At 70.6% G+C, this 18,800-nt stretch carries 17 protein-coding genes; 10 read left to right on the plus strand and 7 right to left on the minus strand.

Translation table 11 applies throughout. From position 1 onward, the window contains the following. The first annotated feature begins 79 nt into the window (after positions 1 to 79). The 5 genes from CPZ00_RS15850 (at position 80) to mptA (ending at position 4,256) form a co-directional block, all read left to right on the plus strand. Entirely contained in the window at positions 80 to 970 is an 891-nt protein-coding gene (locus CPZ00_RS15850; protein ID WP_157744199.1) for a DUF120 domain-containing protein, read from the plus strand. After that, complete coding sequence (gene ribB / locus CPZ00_RS06240) at positions 970 to 1,647, plus strand: 3,4-dihydroxy-2-butanone-4-phosphate synthase (protein ID WP_096391618.1); 678 nt, start codon at positions 970 to 972, stop codon at positions 1,645 to 1,647. Before CPZ00_RS15850 ends, ribB begins: the two co-directional genes overlap by 1 nt. A 77-nt stretch (positions 1,648 to 1,724) precedes the next feature. After that, positions 1,725 to 2,654 (plus strand): branched-chain amino acid transaminase, encoded by a 930-nt coding sequence (locus tag CPZ00_RS06245; RefSeq protein WP_096390112.1) that lies wholly within the window; start codon positions 1,725 to 1,727, stop codon positions 2,652 to 2,654. Positions 2,655 to 2,772: 118 nt separating this feature from the next. After that, positions 2,773 to 3,186 carry a DUF7124 domain-containing protein gene (locus CPZ00_RS06250; RefSeq protein WP_096390113.1) on the plus strand — a complete coding sequence of 138 codons (414 nt, stop codon included), beginning with the start codon at positions 2,773 to 2,775 and terminating at the stop codon, positions 3,184 to 3,186. 134 nt (positions 3,187 to 3,320) lie between these two features. Beyond that, on the plus strand, positions 3,321 to 4,256 hold the full coding sequence (gene mptA, locus CPZ00_RS06255) for a GTP cyclohydrolase MptA (protein WP_096390114.1): 936 nt from the start codon (positions 3,321 to 3,323) through the stop codon (positions 4,254 to 4,256). Between the two features lie 90 nt (positions 4,257 to 4,346). On the opposite strand, the gene CPZ00_RS06260 is transcribed toward mptA, so the two are convergent. The 3 genes from CPZ00_RS06260 to CPZ00_RS06270 all read right to left on the minus strand — a co-directional run bounded on the left by CPZ00_RS06260 (position 4,347) and on the right by CPZ00_RS06270 (position 7,732). Beyond that, entirely contained in the window at positions 4,347 to 5,156 is an 810-nt protein-coding gene (locus CPZ00_RS06260) for a TrmB family transcriptional regulator (RefSeq protein ID WP_096390115.1), read from the minus strand. 76 nt (positions 5,157 to 5,232) lie between these two features. Continuing rightward, entirely contained in the window at positions 5,233 to 6,888 is a 1,656-nt protein-coding gene (locus CPZ00_RS06265; protein WP_096390116.1) for a DUF255 domain-containing protein, read from the minus strand. 139 nt (positions 6,889 to 7,027) lie between these two features. Then, a complete protein-coding gene (locus CPZ00_RS06270; protein WP_096391619.1) occupies positions 7,028 to 7,732 on the minus strand; it encodes a helix-turn-helix domain-containing protein in 705 nt (234 codons plus the stop codon). A gap of 109 nt (positions 7,733 to 7,841) precedes the next feature. On the opposite strand from CPZ00_RS06270, the gene CPZ00_RS06275 reads away from it, so the two are divergent. Then, a complete protein-coding gene (locus tag CPZ00_RS06275) occupies positions 7,842 to 8,339 on the plus strand; it encodes a GNAT family N-acetyltransferase (protein ID WP_096390117.1) in 498 nt (165 codons plus the stop codon). 82 nt (positions 8,340 to 8,421) lie between these two features. On the opposite strand, the gene CPZ00_RS06280 is transcribed toward CPZ00_RS06275, so the two are convergent. Next, positions 8,422 to 9,033 (minus strand): GNAT family N-acetyltransferase, encoded by a 612-nt coding sequence (locus CPZ00_RS06280; RefSeq protein WP_096390118.1) that lies wholly within the window; start codon positions 9,031 to 9,033, stop codon positions 8,422 to 8,424. A gap of 148 nt (positions 9,034 to 9,181) precedes the next feature. Between CPZ00_RS06280 and CPZ00_RS06285 the strand changes: the two genes are divergently transcribed. Beyond that, positions 9,182 to 10,849, plus strand: coding sequence for a hypothetical protein (locus tag CPZ00_RS06285; RefSeq protein ID WP_096390119.1), 1,668 nt, complete (start codon positions 9,182 to 9,184; stop codon positions 10,847 to 10,849). Positions 10,850 to 10,960: 111 nt separating this feature from the next. Next, the gene (gene arcS / locus CPZ00_RS06290; protein WP_096390120.1) at positions 10,961 to 12,757 is read left to right on the plus strand and encodes an archaeosine synthase subunit alpha; all 1,797 of its coding nucleotides are present in this window, start codon (positions 10,961 to 10,963) and stop codon (positions 12,755 to 12,757) included. Between the two features lie 31 nt (positions 12,758 to 12,788). Here the strand turns inward: arcS and CPZ00_RS06295 are convergent, their stop codons facing one another. Genes CPZ00_RS06295 through CPZ00_RS06305 form a run of 3 tightly spaced genes read right to left on the minus strand, consistent with a single transcriptional unit; the run spans position 12,789 to position 15,197 of the window. Further along, positions 12,789 to 13,112 (minus strand): DUF7091 family protein, encoded by a 324-nt coding sequence (locus CPZ00_RS06295; protein ID WP_096390121.1) that lies wholly within the window; start codon positions 13,110 to 13,112, stop codon positions 12,789 to 12,791. A 51-nt stretch (positions 13,113 to 13,163) separates the two neighbouring features. Beyond that, entirely contained in the window at positions 13,164 to 14,837 is a 1,674-nt protein-coding gene (locus tag CPZ00_RS06300; RefSeq protein WP_096390122.1) for an ABC1 kinase family protein, read from the minus strand. Between the two features lie 3 nt (positions 14,838 to 14,840). Then, positions 14,841 to 15,197: an Hsp20/alpha crystallin family protein gene (locus tag CPZ00_RS06305; protein ID WP_096390123.1), complete on the minus strand. Its 357-nt coding sequence runs from the start codon at positions 15,195 to 15,197 to the stop codon at positions 14,841 to 14,843. Positions 15,198 to 15,371: 174 nt separating this feature from the next. Between CPZ00_RS06305 and CPZ00_RS06310 the strand changes: the two genes are divergently transcribed. Together CPZ00_RS06310 and CPZ00_RS06315 are read left to right on the plus strand one after the other, a co-directional pair. Next, positions 15,372 to 16,658 (plus strand): molybdopterin molybdotransferase MoeA, encoded by a 1,287-nt coding sequence (locus CPZ00_RS06310; protein ID WP_096390124.1) that lies wholly within the window; start codon positions 15,372 to 15,374, stop codon positions 16,656 to 16,658. After that, positions 16,655 to 18,799, plus strand: a complete 2,145-nt coding sequence (locus tag CPZ00_RS06315) for a molybdopterin biosynthesis protein (protein WP_096390125.1) — start codon at positions 16,655 to 16,657, stop codon at positions 18,797 to 18,799. The genes CPZ00_RS06310 and CPZ00_RS06315 overlap by 4 nt, the downstream gene beginning before the upstream one ends. Position 18,800 lies beyond the last annotated feature (1 nt).

Raw genomic sequence — 18,800 nt, forward strand, 5'->3', positions numbered from 1 at the left:
CGTGTGACACTACATCACTATTTCGTGATACATACCGTATTCGTTATACTTTTACCCGGCAGGCACGAAGGGCGTTCATATGCCAGATGCGGCGGCGGTACCCGAACGGACGAGTCCCGACGAGATCGCGGCACTCAAATCGATCGCCCTCGCGGGCGGGCTCGTGGAGACGAAGGTCTCGTGTGCGGGGCTCGCGGCGAACCTCGACGCGTCGACCCAGACCGCCTCCAGACGGCTCCAACGACTGGAGGAGGGTGGTCTGATCGAGCGAGACGTGGTCGGCGACGGGCAATGGGTCCGCGTGACCGACGCCGGCGAGTCGGTCCTCCGCGGCGAGTACGCCGACTACCGGCGGCTCTTCGAGACCGAGACCGAGCTCGTCCTGACCGGCACCATCACGAGCGGGATGGGCGAGGGACGCCACTACATCACGCTCGAGGGATACATGTCGCAGTTCCGAAGCCGGCTCGGCTACGAGCCGTATCCGGGGACGCTCAACGTCGAGCTCGACGAGTCGAGCGTTCGAAAGCGCGGCGAGATGGCCGGCATCGCCGCGGTGGACATCGACGAGTGGGAGGGTGACGACCGGACCTACGGCGCAGCCTCCTGTTACGCCGCGACGATCGTCGTCGAGTCGGACGGGTCAGGGTCCAACGGGCCGGAGTCCGACGGGTCAGGGTCCAACGGGCCGGAGTCCGACGGGTCAGGGTCCAACGGGCCGGAGTCCGACGGACCGGAGTCCGATGAGCCGGCACCCGACGGTGCGAGGGCCGACGATCGAGAGACGCGCGAGTACGAGGGCGCCCACGTCATCGTTCCCGACCGGACCCACCACGACGAGTCACAGCTGGAGGTGATCGCGGCCGACAAGCTTCGCGAGGCGCTCGCGTTGACCGACGGCGAGACGGTGGCGGTCCGGATCGAGCCGACCGACCGCACGGACCGCGGCGCCACGGGGGGCGGAGAGTGATGCGAACCGACGCGGAGGCCGCCCTCACGGAAGCGCTCGAGGCCTTCCGCGCCGGCGGACCCGTCTGCATCCACGACTTCGCGGACCGGGAGGGCGAGACGGATCTGGTCTATCCCGCCCGGACGGTCACCCCCGCGGCCGTCTCGCGGATGCGAAACGACGCCGGGGGACTGATCTGCGTCGCCGTGAGCCACCGCGTCGCGAAGGCGTTCGAGTTGCCGTTCCTCGCGGACGCGATCGACCACCCCGCGGTCGACGACGACCCGGCCTACGACGCCCGCTCCTCGTTCTCGTTGCCGGTGAACCACCGGGAGACCTTCACCGGGATCACCGACGTCGACCGCGCGCGGACGATCACGGAGCTGGGAACCGCGGCGGCCGCGATCGAGCGCGATCCCGAGGCCTACACCTCGGAGACCTTCGCCGCGGAGTTCCGGTCGCCGGGGCACGTCCACGTGCTTCGCGGGGCGGAGCGGCTGCTGGACGAGCGAACCGGCCACACCGAACTCGGGCTGGCGCTGGCCGCCGCCGCCGGGGAACCGCCGGCGGTCGTCGTCTGCGAGATGATGGACGACGAGACCGGCACGGCCGTCACCCCCGAGGACGCCGCGGCCTACGCCGACCGGCAGGGGCTCCCCTACGTCGAGGGGAGGACGCTCGTCGAGGCGCTCGGCTGACGGCAGCATCGCCGCCGAATCCGGTAGCCCGCCGCGTGTTCCGCCTGATTTATGACGGACGCCGACCACGAGCGAGTATGAGCTTCGAGGAGATGGACGTCGACACGATCTGGAAGAACGGGTCCTTCGTCGACTGGGAGGACGCGACGACCCACGTGCTCACGCACGCGCTCCATTACGGGACCGGCGTCTTCGAGGGCGCCCGCTGTTACGACACGAACGAGGGGCCGGCGCTGTTCCGCTGGGAGGAACACCTCGACCGCCTGTTCGACTCCGCGAAGATGTACGACCTCGACATCGAGCACTCCCGCGAGGAGCTCACGAACGCGACCCTCGAGCTGCTCCGCCGGCAGAACCTCGAGAGCGGCTACATCCGGCCGATCGCCTATTACGGATACAACTCGCTCGGCGTCTCCCCGAAGGACTGTCCGACCGACGTCGCGATCGCCGCCTGGCCGTGGGGGACCTACCTCGGCGAGGAGGCGCTCGAGGACGGCGTCGACGTGATGGTCTCCTCCTGGCGGAAACACGCCTCCTCGCAGGTCCCGACCAACGTGAAGACGACCGGCCTCTACGTCAACTCGATGCTGGCGGGCGAGGAGGCCCGCCGGAACGGCTACGTCGAGGCGATCGTCCTGAACAAGGAGGGCAACGTCGCGGAGGGCCCCGGCGAGAACGTCTTCCTCGTCGACGACGGCGAGATCTACACCACCGGCCGCGCACAGTCCATCCTCGAGGGGATCACCCGGGATACCGTCATCACGCTGGCCCGCGAGAACGGCTACACCGTCCACGACGAGGCCGCGCTCTCGCGGGGACAGCTGTACACCGCCGACGAGCTGTTCTTCACCGGCTCGGCCGCCGAGGTCACCCCGATCCGAACCGTCGACGACACCGAGATCGGCGCCGGGACGCGCGGGCCGGTGACCGAGGAGCTCCAGGAGGCGTTCTTCGACCTCGTCGAGCGGCGTACGGACGCCCACGACGACTGGTTCACGTACGTCTAGCTCGCTCCGTTCTCGCCCGCACCAGTCTCGCCGCATATCGGACCGCGACGCTCGAGGACGACACGACGGTGAGGGCGGAAACGAAGCCGTTTTCGGCCGGCGAGTCGAATCCGAGCGCATGGACAGTGGCGGATCCAGCGACATGACGCTGGCGTTCGAGTTGGCGGCCCTACAGCGGCTCGCGGACCCCAACGCCGTGTTCAACAACGCCAGGCAGTGGACGGAGTACGTCGGCGTCGTCAGCGAGAAGCCGACCTACGTCGTCACCAACTTCACCCGGAAACACCGCGTTCGCCAGGACTTCTTCTCGGGGCCCCGCGGGGTCGAGGAGAGCCTCGAGAACATCAAGACCCAGTTCGAGACCGACCGGCACGTCTTCGTCGGCATCACCGAGGAGGACGAATCGGTCGCGGAGGCGGCCGGTTGGGAGTTCCTCCAGGTCGAGGACGCCGCCGAGGCGGCCGGTTGGACCCTCGGCGAGGCGGACGAGGAGACGGACGACGGCGCGGATGAGCGCGACGACTGGCCGTAGGAGGGTCCCGCAACCGGTCGGCGGAGGGTTCCGCAACCGGTCGGCGGAGGGTTCCGTACGAACGGGTCCCGATCGGCGGTAGCAAACCACATCTTTCGAAAGCCCTAATCGGGTCTCGCCCCTTAACACGGGTAATGAGCCACCAGCTCCCCGACGTGCAGGCGTCCACGCCCGACGTCTCCGTCGGCCTCTCCCAGGTGGGCGTCACGGACGTACAGAAGCTCGTGAAACTCGCGCGGGGTCAGCACCGGCCGATCGTGTTGATGGCGGAGTTCGAGGTGTTCGTCGACCTCCCGAGCGGCCGGAAGGGGATCGACATGTCCCGGAACATGGAGGTCATCGACGAGATCCTCGAGGACATCACCCGCGAGGAGGCCTACCGCGTCGAGGACGTCTGCGGGGACGCGGCCGAACGTCTCCTCGAGAAACACGAGTACACCTCGCGGGCGGAGGTGAAGATGACCGCGGACTACATCACGCGCGAGCGGACGCCGGCCTCCGACCGGCCGACCCAGAACACGGCGACGATCATCGCCTCCGCGGAGGCGACCGAGGAGGGAACCCGCGAGGAGATCGGCGCCGAGGTGACCGGGATCACGGTCTGTCCGTGCTCGCAGGGGATGTCGGAGGCGCGAGCCCGCGAGGAGCTCCACGACCTGGGCGTCGACGAGGAGACGACCGAGGCCTTCCTCGACGCCGTCCCCCAGCCCGGCCACTCACAGCGCGGCCACGCGACGCTGACCGTGACCGCCGACGGCGACCCGGACGTCGACCTCCGGGAGATCATCGACATCGCCCGGAACGCGATGAGCGCCCGTATCTACAACATGGCCAAGCGGCCGGACGAGGACCACATGACCTATCACGCACACGCCAACGCGAAGTTCGTCGAGGACTGCGTCCGGTCGCTGGCCGACCAGACGGTCTCCGCGTTCGACCACCTCCCGGACGACGCCACGATCCGGATCGCCCAGTCGAACGACGAGTCCATCCACGAGCACAACGCCCACGCCGAGCGGGAGGTCACGATGGGGCAACTTCGTTCGGAAGTGAACGCCGCCGAAAACTGAACGCGGTCGCTGCCGACGAGCCGGCGTAGCGAAAGGCTCGACGAGTCGACGGCTCGAAACGAACGCTAACGGGCCGGGGGTGAATCGCGACTACACGGAGAGCTCGAGCGGCGCCGCCTCCGCCCACCGCGGCTCGAACCGCTCGCGAACGTCGGCCGCGAACTCGGGATCGGTCAGGTCGATCATCGCGAACGGTTCGGCCGCCGCAAGCGGGTTGGGGACCTCAAGACAGACCTCGACGCCGTCGAAGAGGTTGAACGCGCCCTCGATTCCCTCGACCGTCCGAGCGGCAAACCGATCACGGTCGGCGAGTCGATCGGCATACCGGCGACGGACGCGACCCGGAAGCCGGTCGACGGTCTCCGGGGACAGGAGGACGCGCGTCTCGACGCCTCGATCGAGCGCCTCGACGATCGCGTCCATCACACGCTCGCCGATGGCTCCCAGGTCGAGTCCGGCTGCGGGCGTGTCGGCGACGATCACGATCCGGTCGGTCGCGGCGGCGATGCGCTCGACCAGGAGGTCGATCGTCTCCTCGGTGCCGACCGCGGCCGTCCAAAACCGGTCCTCGACCCCCTCTTCGGCCTGGAGTTCAGTCGAGAGCGTGTCGACGGCCGACTCGTATTGCGCCATACGCTCGTCGAACTCCCGGCGCTTCGTGGCGAGGAGCCGGTCGAGCGCGGCGTCCGGGTCGACCGCGACGTACTTCTTGGGTCGACTCTCGGTCCGGCTGCGAATCAGATCGTGGTCCTCCAGGCCGTTGAGGACGTCGTAGATCCGACCCATCGGAACGTCGCTCGTCCGCGAGAGCTCCTTCGCGGTCGTCGGTCCGGTTCCCAACAGCGCGCGATAGGCCCGCGCCTCGTACGCCGACAGCCCAAGATCGCGGAGACTCGCCATATTCCCGTTCCACACGCGGGTGGTATAAACGCGGCGGCAGTTCACGAACCAACCGGCCCAGGCGGCTTCGGTCGACCTACTCGATCGTGGCCGAGACGCGGTCCAACAACTCCTCCGGCGTTGTCGCCGGCGTGGAGCGATCGTCCCCGACGCCGACGATCGCCGCGCCCGCGTTCGGGGTCCACGGAGTGGGCACGGTCTCGCGATGCGCGTTCGCAACGACGACCTTCTCGTGGTCGGCGACGCGCCAGGCCGCGCGGTGGAGGTCGGTTCCCGGTTCGGTGCCGACGAAGATCGCCGGCGTGCCGTGGCACAGCCGCGCCGTCAGACTGCCGTAGCTCGCCAGCTGGACCCCGTACCGGTCGGTCGCGCCCGCGAAGGCGACCGCCGTCTCGCGTGCGACGTCAACGTATCGGTCGTTGCCGGTCGCGACGCCGAGATCCAGGAGCGCGGTGGCGGCCTCGACGTTCGTGTCGAGCGGCCGGAAGGGGTGGTCGAGCAGGCCGGCGCCGTCGCGCGGCCCGTCGAGGAACGACCCGTCGACGAACAGCGTCTCGATGGCCCGGTCCGCGACCGTCCGCGCCAGGTCGATCCCCTCGCCGAGGACGCCCTGTGCCCGGGTGAACGCGGCGACGACGCGGGCGAGGTCCTCGAGGACGTCCGTCTCGCCGCCCGGTTCCTCGGCGAGAAATCGGGCCACCTCGCCCGTCGAGGCGTCGACGAGTTCGCGCTCGAGGGTCCCGAGGATCCGTTCGGCGTACTCGCGGGCGTGGTCGTCGTCGGTGTAGGCGGCGTGGGTCAACAGCGCGTCCGCGGCGAGCGCGTTCCCGCCCGCGAGGACGGTGTGGTCCCGACGCGGAGCCGTCATATCGGCGCGGCCGTCGGCGTCGCGGGCGTAGTAGGCGCGCCCCTCACCCGGACCGATCGACCCGCCGACGCCGATGCCGGTCCACAGATCGTCGGTGAGAAACTCGACCGCCTCGCTGGCGATCTCCTCGTAAGTGGCGTCACCCGTGTGGAGGTAGGCGTTCGCGAACGCGCGCGTCAGCGCGGCGTTCGTGTCGAGCGGCTTCTCGTGGTGGACGTCGCTCCAGTCGCGGGTTCCGGCGTAGCGGAAGAAGCCGCCCGCGACGTCGTCACGGAGGTTCGTGGAGATCGCATCGAGGGTCCGCAGCGCCTGCGACCGCTCCCGCTTGAGCGCGAACTCGACGGTTCGCGGCAGCGGGAACTTGGCGTCGTCGCCCCAGCCGGCGTTGTCGTCGTCGAACTGAACCTCGAGCTGGCCGGCGAGATGCTCCTCGATCGCGTCGGTGACCTCGCCGGCCGGCGGGAGGTCGCCGGCGAGCGCGCGCGGGACGCGGCCCGCCGCGGCGCCGTCCTCGGCCCACCGGTCACGGACGGACTCGAGCACCTGCCGCATCCCGTCGGGGCCGAGGTAGCCGGCGCCGGTGAGCAGCTCCCCGTCCGGCGTGAGGAAGACGGTCGATGGGAACCCGCCCATGTTGTACCGCTCGCGGACCCGGGGCCAGCGGTCGACGTCGACCCGGACCGGCACGAACGACTCGTTGATGTTGGCGGCGATCCGCGGCTCGCCGTACGTCTTCGCATCCATCTCGTGGCAGCCGTCACACCACGTCGCGGTGAGCGCCAGCAGCACCGGGCGGTCGTCCTCGGCGGCCTCGGCGAAGGCGTCCGGACCCCACTCGCGCCACTCGACGTGCGTCTCGGTCATGGATAGCGGTCCGACTGCCGGGAGGGTAAGGGCTTCGAGACGGCCGGCGAGGATCCGAGACGGGTGTCCGGGCAGGGGCGTCGGACGGGTGGGTCCTCGAGCGCGTGGCGACCGGCGGTGTCGGGCGGTCCGCGACCACTTAGAGGTCGCGGAGGTCCTCGAGCGCGTCGTCGATGTCGCGGTCGGCGACCGCGAGCGAGAAGCCGTCGGCTCGCGCGAGGTCGGCGGCGTGGTCCCACAGGTCGTCCTCGTCGATCCCGTGGAGCACGACGGCGTTGGGGGTCGGCGTGACGACCCGGAGCGCGACGAGCGGGGACTCACCGCGCGTCACGTTCGTGAACACGAGCGCGCGGTTCGTCGACTGGCCGTAGAGACGGTAGAACTCCTCGCTGGAGAGCCGGGAGATCGCCTGAATGGAGTTGATGACGGTGTGGCCGTAGATCCGGTCGCGCTCGCCGGCGACGATCTCCGTGGCGTCCATCGCGTCGTGAAACGTCGACAGCGGGACCGCGGTCGTGTACTCCCGGAGGTCGAGGACGACGTCGCTCTCGAAGCCGGCCGAGATGACGCGCGCGTACTGCCGAAGTCGGTCGCCACCGCGGTCGGCGTCGATCGCGATCAGCGCCTCGACGGTCCGCCGCACGACCCCGATCCCGGGGCTCTCCCGGCGACCGCTCTCGTAGTCGGAGACCACGGAGGAGGAAACGCCGAGCTGGCCGGCCAGATCCGTCTGTGAGACGTCGAAGTCCGTACGCCACTTGCGAAGGGTCGCGCCCGGATCGTCGCTAAGAGTGATCTCGCCGGCGATCCGCCGCGCCAACTCCTCGCGCGCGCGCTGACTCATCGTCATCACGTGCGGTCGAACCGCCCAAAAGGGTATCGAAAGTGGGGTTCGGCGATCGTCGATGTTCCGCGGCCGAAACCGTGAGAAGGCCGGCCGTTCGAGACGCCGTATGGAGATTCGACCGTACGATCCCGACGATCGGGAGGACGTCGCCGCGCTGTGGAACCACAAGCGGGCCTTCGAACGCGGACTCGGCGAGGGAACCGGCGGCGACGAAAAGGCGAGCACATACGAAGCAAAGCTCACCGACGCCTATCGGTCGGAATGGCTCGACTGGGTCGAGCGGTGCGTCGCGGCGGACGAGCGGTGCGTGACGGTGGCGGACGCCGGCGGCGACGGGATCGTCGGCTACGTCTTCGTCCTTCCCGAGACGCACCGGTTCATCTGGGACGCGGCGATATTGAACGAGCTGTTCGTCGTTCCCGCGTACCGGGGCACCGGCGTCGCCGACGATCTGATGGACGCCGCGCTGGCGCTGGCGGCCGACCAGGATCTCCCGATCGACCGACTCGTCCTCGACGTCGACCCGGACAACACGCGAGCACGCCGGTTCTACGATCGGTATGGGTTCGAGGAGTGGGGCGAGCTGGTCGCGCGGCCGGTATGAGGGCCACTGCTGGGTCCGTGCTCCGGCCGGCTGTGCGATCGTGCCGCTTGGTCCGACTGTTCGGTCCAACTGAGTCGTGGAGTCACAGGATCCCGGTCCCACCGTCCGTCGCGGTTCGCCATTCGTTCCGGCTGATCGTGTAGCGGACGCGGTCGTGAACGCTCCCGTCGGGGAACGGCAGGTCGTTCCGCAGCCGGCCCTCCCGGCGGCCGCCGAACCGGTCCACGTATCGCTCGATCGCCCGCCGTGCCCGGTCGTTCTCGGGATGGTGTGAGACGGCCACGACCGCCAGATCGAGCCGGTCGAAGGCGAGCTCGAGCAGCGCGGCGGCACGCTCGCCCGCATAACCGCGGTTCCGGAACCGTTCACGCAGCCAGATACCGGGTTCGGCGAGCCGACGGTCCCAGTCGATCCGGAGGTCGGTACAGCCCGCGATCTCGCCTGCACCGTCCTCGCCGTCCGCGGGGCGGATCACGTAGGTCGCGGCCTCCCGTTGCTCCCAGACCGAACGTCCCCGATCGAGGAAGGCCGCGGTCTCGTCGATCGTTTCGTGGGGATCCCAGGCCACGTACTCGGTGACGGCCTCGATCCCGGGATCGGAGGAACAGATCCGATACAGCTCGCGCACGTCGACCCGGTCCGGCCACAGCGGCGTGAGCCGGAGGCGGTCGGTCGCGATCCGCTCGGGGAACATATCGTCCCATCGGTGCGGGAGTTTAAAAGTGATCGCGGGGGAATGGCGTGATCGGTCGGGACACGAGTCAACGGGCCAACCGTTCACGGCGATGAACGGTTCGAACGGAGTCGATCGTTTATGTGTGGGCGTCGCGTTCCCACGTTCGATGAGGGTTCGTGTCGCCGCGATCGCGGTCTGTCTCGCGGTCGCGGTGGGGGTCTGGGGGCTCGGGACCGTCGCGGTCGGCGGCGCGGCCGCAGCCGAGCCACCGGCCGGGACGAACGGGGCGACGTTCGGGATGGACAGCACGGCCGCCACCGAGGCGGACGCTGCGGCGAACGGGATCCGCACCGATGCTCGCTATCCGCAGGTGACCGACGATGGATCGGCGGTCGGGAACGGAACCGAGGACGGCGACGAAACCGGTGCCGGGAACGAAACCGGATCCGGGAACGAAACCGCGGCCGATGCCGACGCAACGGCCGATGCCGACGCGACGAACGAAACGGGGGCGACGGCGGGGACCGGCGAGAACGCTGCGGGCTTCGGCGCCAGCCTGAGCGCCTTCGTGCAATCGACGTCGGCCGGAACCGAGACGACGGTCGACCAAGGGATGTGGGAGGCGAGCGTCGGCGAGTCGGTGAGCGACGAGGAGGGACTCGACCGGGCGACCGAACTGGCCGAGCGGATTCGGTCGACCCACGCGGAGCGACGAGCACTCGCGCGAAATCGCTCGAACGGAACGATCGACCCGACCCGATACCGGGCCGCCGATCGGCGGCTCGAGGCCCGGCTCGAAGCGACGCGCGCGGCGGCCCAGTCGGCACGCGGGATGACGCCGGACGGCTCCAACTCAAGCCGAGCGCTCGCGACCGTCGAGAACGCCGCCGCGGCCGCCGTCGCCCGAGGCCCGCCGGGGGCACCGGGAACCCGCAACGGACCGCCGGGAACGGTGCCCGAGAACGCAACCGGTCCCGGAAACCCCGGTGCCGGGTTCGGAAACGCCACCCACCCTGGAAACGCCACCCAACCGTCCGGGCCAGGCGGCGGACCAGCACGGAACGTGACCGGACGGCCGATCCAGGTACCGGGAAACGGATCCGCGACCCCGTGGGATGGGCCGATCCTGCCCGGCACCGGCGGTCCGGACGGTGACGCTCCGAGGAACGCAAACGCGGACGACGGAAACGAAAGCGACGAAGCCGACGGAAGCGGACCGCCGGGGAACGCCGGACGCTCCGGAAGCGCCGGAACCGACGACGGATCCGGATCCGATCGTGGGGATCCGGGGAACGGCGCGCCAGGAGACGGCCTCGGACCAGAACCCGACGGCGACGGGGACGACGCATCCGGCAACGACGACGGGGACGACGCATCCGGCAACGACGACGGGGACGACGCATCCGACAACGACGACGCATCCGGGAGCGGCAACGGATCGGGTGACGGTTCCGCGGACGGGCCCGGCAACGCGCCGGCCGATCCCGAGGCCGATGGTGGGGATGAGAGTCCCGACGGTTCCGAGACGGGCGGAAACGGCGGTTCCGGAAATAACGGCGCCGGAAGCGACGACTCCGAAGGCGGCGGTTCCGGGGACGGAGGGTCCGGAACCGGCGTAAACGCCGGCGAGAACTCGGGGGAAGCACCGTCCGACGGCGGATCCGGGACCGATCCCGAAAACGGTGCCAACGGCGGAACCGGTGCCAACGACGGAACCGGCGCCAACGGCGGAACCGGTGCCAACGACGGAATCGGCGCCAACGACGGATCAGGTGGAAAGCCCGGAAACGGCGATCCGCCGGCGGATCCGCCAAACGCCGCCGCGATGGAGTGACCGTCGGTCGGCGACGCTCGCCGCGAGACGACCGGCCCCGGTCGCTCGCGAGTCGTCGGCCACCTCGGTCCGGAACGCAATCTATTCGGCCGTCGGCGGCCGACGCGACGTATGACCGACTACTTCGAGGTTCACGAGCGGGACGGCGCCGCCCGCCTCGGCGAGCTCCGGCTCGCGGACCCCGTCCGGACGCCGGCCCGGGCGGATCCGTTCGTAGAGGACGCCGGCAGCCTCTGGGCGACCGACCGATCGGTTCCCGACGGCGGCGAGGACGCGCTGACGGTGCTCCCACACCGCGGGTTCCCGGCCGGCACCCGCCGGGAGGTCCGGGAGGCGTTTCGGGTCGACCATCCCGACGTCGAGTTTCCCAGCGCGGCGGTCGTGAGCGCCGCCGAGCCCGTCGACGCCGGCGCCGATGCGTACGTCATCTCCGAGGCACCCGCGCTCGTGGGGCACGCGCGGGCGTTCGTCGAGGCGATGGTGCGGGTCAAACGATCGCTCCCGGCCGATACCGCCGTGCTGCTGTCCGGGGTCGCGACGCCGCTGAACGTCGCGACGCTCGCGTACGCCGGCGTCGACCTCGTCGACGGGACGCTCGCTCGCGTGAAGGGATCGCAGGGGAAGTACCTGACCACGGACGGCGAGCACTTCCTCGAGGACCTCGCGGAGCTGCCGTGTGCGTGTCCCGCGTGTGCGGGTCCCCGCGAGGAGTTCACCCGCGAGGACTGTGAGGAGCACAACCTGAACGCGCTCGACGCCGAGCTTCGGCGGGTTCGCCACCGGATCCACCGCGGCCGGCTGCGCGATTACATCGAGGGGCAGGCGCGCCACGACCAGTGGCTCACCGCCACGTTCCGCCGGCTCGACGACGAGTGGGGCTTCCTCGAGCAGCGGACGCCAGTGATCCGCGATGCGGAGATCACCGCCGCCAGCGCCGAGACGCTGGACAGGGTCGAGATCCGGCGGTTCGCCGACCGGGTGACCAGCCGCTACCGCTCGCGGTTCGACGCGCCGCTGGTGCTCGTGCCCTGCTCGGCGACGAAGCCGTACAGCGACTCCCAGAGCCACCGGCAGTTCCACGACGCGATCCAATGGCGGGGACACATCGCCTCGATGACCTCGCCGATCGGCGTGGTGCCCCAGGAGCTCGAGACGACCTACCCGGCCCAGCACTACGACGCCGTGGTGACCGGCGACTGGTCGAGCGAGGAGATCGAGTTCGTCGCCGAGGTGCTGCGACGCTATCTCGAGCGGAACGACTACCCCCGCGTGATCGCGCACGTTCCCGAGGACGGGTACCGGGAGATCTGCGAGCGCGTGGCGGACGCGGTCGACGTGCCCTTCGAGTACACCTGCGGGGACCATCCGACGACCGACGAGTCCCTGGCGGCCCTCGAAGCCGCGCTCGAGGGCGAGCCGGCCTACAGCAAGCGCGAGCGCGAACACAACACGGTTCGTGCCCTCGCGGACTACCAGTTCGGCCCGGCGGGGAGCGGGGGACCGGCAGGAGGCGCGAGCACCGACGCGGGACTCTTCGGCGACGACCTCCACACGACCGGCCGCTACCCGAAGCTACAGGCGTGGTCGGGGCCGGCCGGCGACGCGGGGACGCAGCTGGCGACGATGGTGCCCCAGTACGGCGTCCTGTCGCTCACGCTCGCGGGCGCGCGGCGCTGGGTCGACAGCGACGTCCCGACGAAGCGGGTCGAGATCGACGGATTCGTCCCCCAGGGGTCGGTGCTCGCGCCCGGCGTCGTCGACGCCGACGACGCGATCCGCGTCGGCGACGAGGTCGTGGTCGAGGGACCGGCGGCGTTCGCCGTCGGCCGCGCCGAGATGCACGGTGCGGAGATGGCCGACTCGACGCGCGGGATCGCGGTGACGGTCAGACACACCGAGGAGCGGTGACGGCCGTTCCGGCGTGAACGGAGGCGAGGTCCTACCACGTCTCGATCCGGCCCTCACGGACGTCCTCGAGACAGCCGGCACAGTCCGGGTGGTCGGCATCGAAGCAGGCCGGCGTCCCGTCCTCGGCGACCGGAACCGCTCGGGTCTCGGCGTGTCGCCGGCAGACGATCCGGGCGTTCCCGTCCGCGTCGGTCGGCAGATCGAACCGGTCGGCCCCCGATCGGTCCGCAGCCGGATCGTCGGCTCCGGGGTCGGCGTCCTCGATCCCCGACCGATACGCGCGTCTGGCCGCCTCGAACTCCCGGCCGGCCCGTCTGAGTCCTCGGCGAAGCGCGCGCTCGAGGCCGTCGTCCATATCGGCGAATGGGTCGGCTACCCAATCAGTCTTCGGACGGCGGGCGGACCATCACTCCTCCCGTCGCTGCCGCATGCTCTGCCGGGTGAACTGCGGGCGGGCACGGATCCCCTTCCGCGATCGGAACGACCGATACAACGCGATCGCGAGCGGCATCGAGAGGCCCAACGAGAGCGCCGCGAGCTCCCAGGCGTTCGCGAACGAGTAGAGGATCGTCGCCGAGAGGACGCCGACGGCGAGCAGCACCGAGTAGGCGATCCGCATCGCCAGCTTGTCGAGCACGTGGGTGTCGTCCTCGATGGTGACGTTGAGATGGACGTCTCCGCGCTCGGCCCGGTCGAGGACGCGGTCGAGCTTCGGCGGGACGGTGACGAGGGAGCGGGCGGTTTCCTGGAGCTGGTCGCCGGCCTCGGCGGCCATATCGCGCGCGGTCTGCTCGTAGTAGCCCTCCTCGCGGAGGTAGTCGGTGGCCGTCTCGATGAAGTCGAACTCGGGATCGAGGGTGACGCAGACCCCCTCGACGACGGTCGCGACCCGGAGCACCAGCGCGAGGTTCCGGGGCAGCCGCAGCGGGAACTCGTAGATCGTCGACTCGACCTGTTCGATGATCTGGTTCACCCGGTACTGCTCGATGTCCTCGCCGCGGGCGTCGGCGATGGCCAGTTCCATCACCTCCCCCATCACCTCTCGGTCGGCCTCCGGCGAGAGGGTCCCGATCGCGATCAACGTGTCGAGGATCGCGTCGATGTCCTGGTTCGCGACGGCGACGTAGAACTCGACGATCTGCTCCTGCACGTACGGGTCGACGCGGCCGGACATCCCGAAGTCGTAGAAGACGATCGACCCGTCCTCGGCGACCGCGAGGTTCCCCGGATGCGGATCGGCGTGGAAGACGCCGTCGTCGATGATCATCTGCAGGTACGCGCGCTGGAGCGTCTCCGCGACGGCGGTCGGGTCCAGCCCGTTCGCCTCCAGGTCGTCGATCCGGTCGATCTTGGTGCCCGGGACGTACTCCATCGTGAGGACGCGTTCGCCGGACGCCTCGGGATAGGCCGCGGGGATGCGGACCGAGTCGTCGCCCGCGAAGTTCCCCCGTATCTCCGCGAGCATCCGGCGCTCGCGGTCGTAGTCCATCTCCTGGCGAATCGTCTTGGCGAACTCCTCGGAGAGGTTCTCCAGCGAGAAGGCCCGTCCGCTGTCGATGAACCGCTTGACGATCGGGAGCGACCACCGGATCACGCGCAGGTCGGCGTTCACGAGCGGTTCGATCCCGGGACGGCGGACCTTGACCGCGACCGGGTCGCCCTCGTAGGTCGCGGTGTAGACCTGTCCCAGGCTCGCGCCGCTTATCGGGTCGGCGTCGAACTCGTCGAAGACCGCGTCGACGGGGCCGAGCTCGTCCTCGAGCACCTCCCGTGCCTCCGCCCACGGGGCCGGCGGCACGTCGTCCTGGAGCCGGGAGAGGACCTCGATGTAGACCGGCGGCAGAACGTCGGGCCGGGTCGACAGCAGCTGCCCGAGCTTGATGAACGTCGGGCCGAGCGTGAGCAGGACGTCCAACAGGGTGGCGGCGCGCTCGCGCTGCGCCTCGGCGTCGACCTCGCGGGAGCCGCCGAACAGGAGGAACCGCCGCCGGTCGCGCCAGTAAGCGACGATCAACGGCGAGAACCGCCGCAGGACGACCAGAAAACGCCAGTAGGAACGGAGAGCGACCAGCGTGATCACCCGTCAGCGCTCGTCGATCGCTATCGGTTGCCCGTCCGCCGAGCGGCGCTTCGGGACCGTGAGCTCGAGCACGCCGCGGTCCATCGTCGCCGCCGCCTCCGCGCCGACGCCGTCGGGGGGTAAGGGGAGGTCCACGTCGAGGAACAGCGGCCGATCCTCCCGGACGTACCGGTACCCCTCCGGGGTCGCCTTCTCCCGGCGGGCCTCGATGTCGATCCGACCCGCATCGGCGACGACCTCGGTCGTCTCGCTGGTCGCGCCGGGGAGATCGACGACCAGAACGTATGCGTCCTCCGACTCGAGGAGATCGGCGAACACCGCCTCGGGGAGGTCCCGAAGCGCATCGCGGAGCGCGGACATACCAACCGATACACGCGGGAGGTCGAAAAAGGGTGTGGTCGCGGGAGACGGCCAGCGAGACGCGACGCCGGCTGGTCGGCGGGACGCCGCGCTGGCTGGTCGGCGGGACGTGACGGAGGAACGCGAGCCGACCCACGGAGACGGCCTTTTGCCCGCCGAGCGGAAAGGGGGCGTATGAACACGAAGCGACACGAGGCCGGGTTCAAGGACCGAACCCGCGTCGCGGCCGCGCGCTCGACGCTGCTCGAGGCCGTTCGATCCCACGAGCGAACCGAGCGGGTGCCCGTCGCGGACGCCGACGACCGGATCGTCGCGGAACCGATCACGGCGCCGAACCCGGTTCCCGGATACGACCGGGCGGCGATGGACGGCTACGCGGTTCGCGCCCGCGACACCTTCGGCGCGAGCGACCGGTCGCCGGCGGTGCTCCGGGAAACGACCGGGTCGGTCGGCCCCGAGGAGGCCGCGCGCGTCCACACCGGAAGCGACCTCCCGGAGGGAGCCGACGCCGTCGTGATGATCGAACGGGTCGAGGGGGTCGAGGGAATCGACGAGATCGAGACCTTCGACGCGGTCGCCGAGGGGGAAAACGTCGGCGCGGCCGGCGAGGACGTCGCCGAGGGGGCACACCTCTACGACCCCGGACACCGGCTCCGCCCGTCCGATCTCGGCCTTCTGAAGTCGGTCGGCCTCGAGACGGTGCCGGTCGTCGAGCCGCCGCGGGTCGCGGTGATCCCGACCGGCGAGGAGCTCGTGCAGGCGGATCCGGCTCCCGGAGAGGTGATCGAGACGAACGGGCTCACCGTGTCCCGGCTCGTCGACAGGTGGGGCGGCGACGCGCGGTACCACGACGTCGTCACCGACGACGAGTCGCTGCTTCGGGCGGCGATCGAGGACGCGATCGGATCGGGCGCCGACCTCGTCGTCACGACCGGGGGCTCGTCGGTCGGCGAGCGCGACCTCCTTCCGGAGGTGATCGACGACCTCGGCGAGGTGCTCGTCCACGGGGTCGCGCTCAAGCCAGGACATCCCGTTTGCCTGGGCGCCGTCGAGGACACGCCCGTGATCTCGCTGCCGGGGTATCCGGTGGCCTGCATAATCAACGCGGTGCAGTTCCTCCGACCGGCGGTCAAGCGGTCGCTCGGCACGACGGGCAATCCCCACCCGGCGCGGCGGGCCCGGCTCACACGCAAGATCGCAAGCGAGCCCGGAACGCGGACGTTCGCTCGCGTCCGGATCGAGGCACCGACGGAGGAGGGAGCGACCGCCGGGACGAACGGCGGGGACGCGACCCCGGAGGACGACGAGTCGCTTCCCGAGGCGACGCCGACGCGCGCGAGCGGGTCGGGCGTGCTCTCGAGCGTCGCGCTCGCGGACGGCTGGGTCGTCGTTCCCGAGGAGCGGGAGGGGATCGACGCGGGAACGGTCGTCGACGTCGAGTGCTGGGAGGGCACGGAATGACCGACCGCAAGGAGTTCCGGGACCTCGCCGCGCCGGCAGCCGCCCACGAGGCGATCGACTCGCTCGATCTCGATCCGGGCGTCGAGGAGGTCCCGCTGGCCGACGCGCGCGGGCGAGTGCTCGCCGAGCGGATCGACGCGGACCTCGACGTGCCGGGATTCGACCGGGCCTCGATGGACGGCTACGCGGTCCGCGCCCGAGACACCTTTGGGGCCGACGAGGCGGACCCGGCCACGCTCGAACTCGTCGGTGCGGTCCACGCCGGCGAGGAACCGGCCGTGACCGTCGAGCACGGGACGTGCGCCGAGATCTCCACCGGCGCGGTGATGCCCGACGGCGCCGACGCGGTCGTGATGGTCGAGCGGACCGACGTGGCGGACCGGACCGCGGACTCGGCCGCCGGCGGTGACGGGGACCGGATCGCGATCCGGACGTCGGTCGCGCCGGGGGACCACGTGATGGTCGCGGGCGCGGACGTCGCCGCGGGCGCCAGGGCGCTGGGGCCGGGCACGCGGCTCACGCCCCGCGAGATCGGCCTCCTGTCGGCGCTGGGGGTCGAGACGGTGCCGGTGCGTGGACGCCCCCGCGTCGGGATCGTCTCGACCGGCGACGAGCTGGTCCGCCCCGGCGAGCAGCTCGACAGCGACCGGGGCCAGATCTACGACGTGAACTCGACGACCATCGCGGCGGGCGTCGAGGAGGCGGGCGGCGAGCCGGTCCTGTACCCGCACGCGGGCGACGACTACGACGAGATGGAGCGGCTGCTCACCAGAGCCGCCGAGGAGTGCGACCTGGTCGTGTCATCCGGCTCGACCTCCGCGAGCGCGGTCGACGTCATCTACCGCGTGATCGAGGACCGGGGGGAGCTGCTGTTACACGGCGTCGCGGTCAAGCCGGGCAAGCCGATGCTCGTCGGCCGGCTCGACCGGTCCGCGGGCGATGACCAGTCCGGAAACGACGACCGGTCCGCGGGCGATGACCGGGGAGAGTCGGCCTACATCGGCCTGCCCGGCTATCCGGTGTCCGCGCTCACCATCTTCCGGACGTTCGTTGCGCCCGCGATCCGGAAGGCGGCCGGTCAACCCGAACCGCGGACCGCGACGATCGAGGGGGAGATGGCCGTCCGCGAACGCTACGGCGAGGGGCGACTCCGCTTGATGCCGGTCGGCGTGCTCGAGCGAGACGGTGACGGTGCTCCCGGAACGGGAACGGAGACGAAGACGGAAGCGGAGACGAAGACGGAAGCGGAGACGAAGGCGGGCGCGAAGATCGGTGGAGATCGCCCGCTCGTGTATCCCGTCGACAAGGGGTCGGGCGCGACGACGAGCCTCGTCGAGGCCGACGGCGTGGTGGCCGTGGATCCGGATACCGAGTACCTCGAGGCGGGCGAGCCGGTCACGGTGCAGCTGTTCTCGCCGGACGTCCGTCCCCCGACGCTGCTCGGCGTCGGCGAGGACGACCCGGCGCTCAACCGGCTGCTCGACCGGCTCGGCCGGCCGCGATACCTCTCGGTCGGGACGCGGGAGGGGCTGCGACGCCTGCGCGGCGGGCTCCCGGACGTCGCCGTCGCGGCCGGCCCGACGGACCGCGCGGGCGACGCCGTCGACGTCGGCGGCTGGACGCGCGAGTGGGGACTGATCGTTCCGGCGGGGAACCCGAAGGGGGTCGAGGGGCTCGCGGATCTTGTCGATCCGGAGCGCGACCTGCGGTTCGTCAACCGCGGCAGCGACTCCGGGCTGCGCGCGAGCCTCGAGGCCGCGCTCGAGGACGTCGCGGCCGAGCGCGGGACGGACCGGCGGGAGTTGGAGGCTGCGATCGACGGCTTCGACCTGACGGTTCGCGCCTTCGAGAGCCCGGCACGGCGGGTGCTGTCCGGGGACGCCGACGTCGGCCTCGGGCTCCGCGCGACGACGGAGCGGCTCGGAACCGGGTTTCGGCCGGTCGGGACGCAGGACGTTCGGGTCCTCGCGAACCCGGAGCGGGTCGAATCGGACGCCGTCGGTGAACTCGAGGCAACGCTCACGGCCGCACTCGGGGAGTCGGCTGCGGACGGATCGGGCGTGGGAGAGGGCCCGGACGCGGACGGAAACCGACCGACGGTCCTCGATGACCTCGCGGGATACGCCGTCCGCGAGGAGTGAG

The organism is Halopenitus persicus, from assembly GCF_002355635.1.
Lineage (GTDB): Archaea > Halobacteriota > Halobacteria > Halobacteriales > Haloferacaceae > Halopenitus > Halopenitus persicus_A.

Coding starts and splice junctions, on each gene's coding strand:
- CPZ00_RS15850 (WP_157744199.1), top strand. CDS start 80: ATGCCAGATGCGGCGGCGGTACCCGAACGGACGAGTCCCGACGAGATC.
- ribB (WP_096391618.1), top strand. CDS start 970: ATGCGAACCGACGCGGAGGCCGCCCTCACGGAAGCGCTCGAGGCCTTC.
- CPZ00_RS06245 (WP_096390112.1), top strand. CDS start 1,725: ATGAGCTTCGAGGAGATGGACGTCGACACGATCTGGAAGAACGGGTCC.
- CPZ00_RS06250 (WP_096390113.1), top strand. CDS start 2,773: ATGGACAGTGGCGGATCCAGCGACATGACGCTGGCGTTCGAGTTGGCG.
- mptA (WP_096390114.1), top strand. CDS start 3,321: ATGAGCCACCAGCTCCCCGACGTGCAGGCGTCCACGCCCGACGTCTCC.
- CPZ00_RS06260 (WP_096390115.1), bottom strand. CDS start 5,156: ATGGCGAGTCTCCGCGATCTTGGGCTGTCGGCGTACGAGGCGCGGGCC.
- CPZ00_RS06265 (WP_096390116.1), bottom strand. CDS start 6,888: ATGACCGAGACGCACGTCGAGTGGCGCGAGTGGGGTCCGGACGCCTTC.
- CPZ00_RS06270 (WP_096391619.1), bottom strand. CDS start 7,732: ATGAGTCAGCGCGCGCGCGAGGAGTTGGCGCGGCGGATCGCCGGCGAG.
- CPZ00_RS06275 (WP_096390117.1), top strand. CDS start 7,842: ATGGAGATTCGACCGTACGATCCCGACGATCGGGAGGACGTCGCCGCG.
- CPZ00_RS06280 (WP_096390118.1), bottom strand. CDS start 9,033: ATGTTCCCCGAGCGGATCGCGACCGACCGCCTCCGGCTCACGCCGCTG.
- CPZ00_RS06285 (WP_096390119.1), top strand. CDS start 9,182: ATGAGGGTTCGTGTCGCCGCGATCGCGGTCTGTCTCGCGGTCGCGGTG.
- arcS (WP_096390120.1), top strand. CDS start 10,961: ATGACCGACTACTTCGAGGTTCACGAGCGGGACGGCGCCGCCCGCCTC.
- CPZ00_RS06295 (WP_096390121.1), bottom strand. CDS start 13,112: ATGGACGACGGCCTCGAGCGCGCGCTTCGCCGAGGACTCAGACGGGCC.
- CPZ00_RS06305 (WP_096390123.1), bottom strand. CDS start 15,197: ATGTCCGCGCTCCGCGATGCGCTTCGGGACCTCCCCGAGGCGGTGTTC.
- CPZ00_RS06310 (WP_096390124.1), top strand. CDS start 15,372: ATGAACACGAAGCGACACGAGGCCGGGTTCAAGGACCGAACCCGCGTC.
- CPZ00_RS06315 (WP_096390125.1), top strand. CDS start 16,655: ATGACCGACCGCAAGGAGTTCCGGGACCTCGCCGCGCCGGCAGCCGCC.